Origin of the sequence: uncultured Campylobacter sp. (assembly GCF_938018145.1) — a bacterium.
In the GTDB taxonomy this organism is placed as follows: domain Bacteria; phylum Campylobacterota; class Campylobacteria; order Campylobacterales; family Campylobacteraceae; genus Campylobacter_A.
In genome coordinates this window covers 1-4,991 of sequence record NZ_CALIII010000055.1, presented here as the reverse complement: position 1 = coordinate 4,991, position 4,991 = coordinate 1, and the positions used below count along the sequence as shown (strand labels likewise).

6 protein-coding genes and 1 pseudogene are annotated in these 4,991 nt (G+C 48.3%); 1 reads left to right on the top strand and 6 read right to left on the bottom strand.

What is annotated here, in order from left to right; translation table 11 throughout:
• From Q0338_RS01345 to Q0338_RS01330, 4 genes are all read right to left on the bottom strand, one after another.
• On the bottom strand, positions 1-655 hold a 655-nt coding region (locus tag Q0338_RS01345; RefSeq protein WP_298085194.1), incomplete at its 3' end, for an NAD-dependent epimerase/dehydratase family protein.
• Positions 656-761: 106 nt separating this feature from the next.
• Positions 762-1,655, bottom strand: coding sequence for a DMT family transporter (locus Q0338_RS01340; RefSeq protein WP_298085193.1), 894 nt, complete (start codon positions 1,653-1,655; stop codon positions 762-764).
• A gap of 227 nt (positions 1,656-1,882) precedes the next feature.
• The gene (locus Q0338_RS01335; RefSeq protein WP_298085192.1) at positions 1,883-2,770 is read right to left on the bottom strand and encodes a DMT family transporter; all 888 of its coding nucleotides are present in this window, start codon (positions 2,768-2,770) and stop codon (positions 1,883-1,885) included.
• A gap of 17 nt (positions 2,771-2,787) precedes the next feature.
• Positions 2,788-3,552, bottom strand: a complete 765-nt coding sequence (locus tag Q0338_RS01330; RefSeq protein ID WP_298085191.1) for a DUF4197 domain-containing protein — start codon at positions 3,550-3,552, stop codon at positions 2,788-2,790.
• A gap of 299 nt (positions 3,553-3,851) precedes the next feature.
• Between Q0338_RS01330 and Q0338_RS01325 the strand changes: the two genes are divergently transcribed.
• Positions 3,852-4,412, top strand: coding sequence for a manganese efflux pump MntP family protein (locus tag Q0338_RS01325; protein ID WP_298085190.1), 561 nt, complete (start codon positions 3,852-3,854; stop codon positions 4,410-4,412).
• A 135-nt stretch (positions 4,413-4,547) separates the two neighbouring features.
• Here the strand turns inward: Q0338_RS01325 and Q0338_RS01320 are convergent, their stop codons facing one another.
• Both Q0338_RS01320 and Q0338_RS01315 read right to left on the bottom strand, forming a co-directional pair.
• Positions 4,548-4,874, bottom strand: coding sequence for a YnfA family protein (locus Q0338_RS01320; protein WP_298085189.1), 327 nt, complete (start codon positions 4,872-4,874; stop codon positions 4,548-4,550).
• Positions 4,868-4,991, bottom strand: a pseudogene (locus tag Q0338_RS01315) (exodeoxyribonuclease III); the annotation flags it as partial. The pseudogene Q0338_RS01315 and the gene Q0338_RS01320, both read right to left, overlap by 7 nt.

The following is a 4,991-nucleotide window of genomic DNA, read 5'->3' as shown; positions in this document are numbered from 1 at the left end:
TCTCGGGCTCACCGTAAACCGCCGCGGTGGAGCTAAAGATAAATTTATTTACGCCGTACTCTTTGCAATAGGTCAAAATTTTAGCGACGTTTGCGGTGTTGTTTAGGTAATATTTTAGCGGATCTTGCGTGCTTTCAAAAACCTCGATAAATGCGGCAAAATGGATAATCGCGTCAAATTTGCCCTCCGCAAAAATCCCGCTTAGATCATCTTCTAAATTTGCCTTTACGAACTTAAATTTACCGATTTTTTCGAGCGCGTCAAGCGCCTTTGTAGTGCCTTTGCAGAGATTATCCACGACCGTTATCTCGTGTCCGCCTTGCTTTAAAAGCGCCTTTAGCACGTGAGAGCCGATGTAGCCCGCTCCGCCTGTTATTAAAATTTTCATAAATTCCACCTCATTAAATTTTAGATTTTGGATTTTATCATAAAAGATAAAAAGGTAAAATAAAAATGCGCAGCCGGCCGTCATGGCGACCCAAAAGACACCTACGTCAAAGCCCTTGTCGCGCGCGTATAAAAGTAGCATCAAAAGACAAAGCGCGGAGCCGACTTCTTTGTGGACGGTATGCACGAGCTCAAATTCGCACAAAATTTTCTCGTCGGCATCAAGTTTCATCCACTTTGGCGCCGCTAAATTTTCATCCTCGTTCATTTTTCCCTTCCTTTGCGCAGTCAAATTTACGCCGAAATTTTTAAATTTAAACGTAAGTTTAGGCCTTGCACATCAAATTTCGCTGTATTTAAGCACGCAAAAGCCGCTAGCTCAAATTTTCCCGCGATCTTTTATTTTTATAGTAGCTGCCGACCTCGCTAACGACGATGCCAAAGAGTATGAGCCCGGCTCCTGCTATCTGCACGCCGCTTAGTATCTCGCCGCCGACGAAATACCCCACTATCCCGGCACTTACCGGCTCAAAGGTAAATATGAGCGAGGTTTTAACGGGCGTCGTGTAGCGCTGCGCTGCGGTTTGCACGAAAAACGCCAAAACCGTCGCAAACACCGACGTCACCGCGACCGCGACGAAAAATGCTTCGTCCAAAACGGGCACGACGCCTCGAGGCTCGAAAATCTGCGCCGCAACGAAACAAAGCGCCGCCACGGCCGCAAACTGCGCGCTCACCATCCAGTACAGCTCGCATCTGCGCACCAAAACGCCCGTGAAAATGATATGTAGCGCAAAACCCAGCGCGCAAACGACGCTAAGCCCCTCGCCGACGCCAAAACCCAGCTCGCTGCCCGTTAGAAAATAAAGCCCCGCCGCCGACAAAAACGCGCCGATAAAGGCATAGACTACGACCTTTTGTCCGAAAAACGCGAGCGCGATAAAGGGCGTAAAAACGGCGTTTAGTCCCGTGATAAAGGCGACGGTGGAGCTTGGGGCGTATTTGAGAGCGAAGGTCTGAAGCGTGAAGGCCGCGAACAAAAGCGCGCCTAAAAATGCGCCGAATCTTAACGAATTGCGGTCGATCTTGCGCGTAAATTTGAGGCTTATGAGCGCCATCAAAACGGCCGCGATCAAAAATCGCCAAAACAAAAGCGTAAAAACGCCGTTTGTCTTTAGCGTCTGCGCCATCGGCAAAAACGTCACGCCCCAGACCACCGCGATCACGAACAGCGCGAGGTCGGCCTTAAATTCGGTTGATTTTTTCATCTGATTTCTTTAGCTAAATTTAAGGGGCAAATTTAACGCAATTTGACTAAATTCGGGCTTTATCGCGTCAAATTTGAGAGTCGCCGCCCTTTTTGCCAGCTGGCGAAACGGAGATAAATTTAAATGGGATAAAATCGCCGCGAGAGTAAATTTGGCGGCGATTTGATAAATTTGATTTTACGGCAGGTCGGCACTTTGAGCAAAACGCCAAGCAAAACCGCCGAAATTTAGGCTAAATTTTCCTTTTTAGCGCGCAGGTAGCTGCCTATCTCGCTGATCAAAACTCCGACCAAGATAAGCGCCGCGCCGCAAAGCCTGTACGCGCTGATGTCCTCGGCGCCGATGAAATACCCCATCGCTCCTGCGGTTACGGGCTCGAGGGTGAAAAATATCGCCGTTTTAACGGGCGTTGTAAATTTTTGCATCAAGGCCTGCGCGAAAAACGCAAACGCCGTGCCCAGCACGCCCACGACTAGCATCGCTATGATAAACGCCTTGTCCACGACGGGCGCGATTTTAGCGTCCTCAAAAACCAAAATAGCCGCAAAACAAAGCGCGACTAGGGTTAAAATTTCAAAATAAACCATATTTACGAGGTTGCATTTTTGCACCAAGCGGTTTGTTAGCACGATGTGAAAAGAGTAGGCGCACGCGCAAACCAGAGCCAAAATTTCGCCCAGCCCAAAGCCCACCTTCGTATCGCCTATCATATAAAGCCCCGCCACCGCAAACGCCACGCCCACATACGCGTAAGAGTAAATTTTATGCCTAAAAAGCCCCGCCGCGATAAAAGGCACCAAAGCCACGTTTAGCCCGATGATAAAGGCCACGGACGAGGTGTCGGCGTACTTAAACGCGAAAGTCTGACTGACAAATCCCGCGAACAAAAACAAGCCCAAGATCACGCCCGATTTTATATCAGGCGCGCTTACGTCTTTTAGCTTTTTATAAAATATCGCGCCAGCTATGATCGCCGCTAGCAAAAATCTCCAAAACAAAACGCCAAAAACCCCGTTGGTCGCAAGCGCTAGCGAGGTAGGCAGATAGCCTAGACCAAAGACTATCGCAACAAATATCATGCCTACGTCGGCGCGAAATTCCAAACTATTTTTCACCGTTTTCCCTTATGATTTTACTTAAAAATTCCCTGCAGGATCTTCGTGCCCTGCTCGACCGCGCCGCCTCTTAGCGAGCTTTCTTTCTCGCTCATCACGTTAAAGAGCCCGTCTAGCGTCTTGCGCGTGATGTAGTCGTTTAGATCCTCGTTTTCCTGCGGTATGTATTCGCCAGCACCCATGCTAGTTGCGATGCCTTTTAGCTGCTTTGCGGCGTCTGATTTTGCCAGCGCGCTACCCGCGACAAACGAATTTAGCCCGTTATACGCGGTGGCAAAGGTATTATCGCTCATCATTTTGGTAATGATCGGCTTAAACACGGCTTGCAGCTTCTGGCTCGAGTTTTGTTGCAAAAACTTCGTAAAGCTATCCTTGCCGCCTTCTAGCACCTTTTTCACGTCCGCGTCGCTCATGTTTTTTATCACGCCCGAAAATACGTCCGCAGCTCCCGGCACGGCCGCGCTTGCGGCGTTGTTTATCGAGGTTACCATCTCGTTAGCCCACTTTTCGCCGCCTACTTTTTTAGCCAAATTTGCCGCCGTTTCTAGGCTCTTTGGCAGCGGGATTTTAGCCGTGGCGTTTTTTAAAAATCCTCCGTTTGATAGCTCCTTGACGGCCGCATTTAGAGCCGAGCTGACCGCGCTTTTGTAGTCGCCCGAGTTTGCCGCGCCCAGTATCTGCGCGCCTTGATTTAGCGTTTCTTTATTTAGCGCGTCCTGCCAGCCTGCTGCGTGCGCCGAAGCTGCGAGCAAAATAGCGCATAAGATCAAACTTTTTTTCATCGTTTTTTCCTTAAAGTAAAATTCGGCGGTTATGATATTAAATTTCAGCTTTTAAACGGGTAAATTTGGCCTTTTTAGAGCGAATTTACCCGCATTTTTACGGCACGGCGGCTTAAATTTGCAAAATTTAAATCGCAAATTTGAGCCGTGATTTAAGGGCTAAATTTAAGCGCAAATTTATAAGCCCCGTTCGTCTTTGCGGCGGGCGATTTGGGGCGTCAAATTTGGATGTAAATTTGAGCGAGATTATCCGCAAGAAGTAAATTTTAAGCTAAAATTAGCCTTTTTGAAAGGACGAAATGGAGCTTTTACTTCTCTCTATCGCGCTTGCTATGGACGCGGCGGCGCTTAGCATCGCAAACGGCGCAAAATACCGCAACCTCGCGCTATCAAAGATTTTATTTATCGCATTTGTTTTTGGATTTTTTCAGGCTGCGATGCCTCTTGCGGGCTATTTTTTGGGCGCGGCGTTTGCTAGATTTATCGCGCAGATTGATCACTTTATCGCGTTTGCGATTTTGGGCTTTTTGGGCGTAAAGATGATCCGCGAAGCCTGTAGAAACGAACCCTGCGAGGCCGTGAGCCTTGATACGAAGACGCTGCTCTCAGGCGGATTTGCCACCAGTATCGACGCGCTAGCCGTGGGCGTGACGCTGAGCTTTACGGCCGCGGACATCTACTTTAGCGCCGCTGTTATCGGGATAGTTTGCTTCGCGCTTAGCGTCGCGGCGTTTTACGTCGGTAAATTTGCGGGAGAGTTTTTGGAGCAAAAGGCGCTGATTTTAGGCGGCGCGATCCTCATCGGACTTGGTTTTAAAATCCTAATCACGCACCTTTTTGATCACGGGTTTTTGAGTTAAATTTAATGCTTTGCGCTAAAATTTAGAAATCAAAACGCTGTTCTTAAGCCAAATTGTAAATAAAAATGCGGCGAGTCAAATTTAACCCAAAATCTCGCTCGCAACATAAAAACAAGCGTAAAATTTAGGTCAAATTTAACCTCTACCGCCGTAAAGCACCACGCAAGCGCCAAGCAAGCAAATCGCGCCGCCGATTAAGTCCCATTTCGTAAAGGCTTGCTTTTCTACAAAATGTAGCCAAAGCAGCGATGAGACGATATAGATGCCGCCGTAGACGGCGTAAGCACGTCCGGCGAAGTCTAAATTTACTCGCATCAAAATATAAGCAAACGCCGCGAGCGACGCCCCGCCGAGCCCCAAAAACAGCGCATTTTTGCCCAGCCTAAAATACGCCCAAAAGCCAAAGCAGCCAAAAATCTCAAAAAACGCTGCCGCAAAATAAAGCAAGATTTCTTTTAGCAAAGCCCGTCCAGATCGATATCGATGCCGACGGGGCAGTGGTCAGAGCCCGTGATATCGCTTAGGATAAACGCGTCTTTTAGGCGGTCTTTGAGGCTTGCCGAAATGAAAAAATAATCG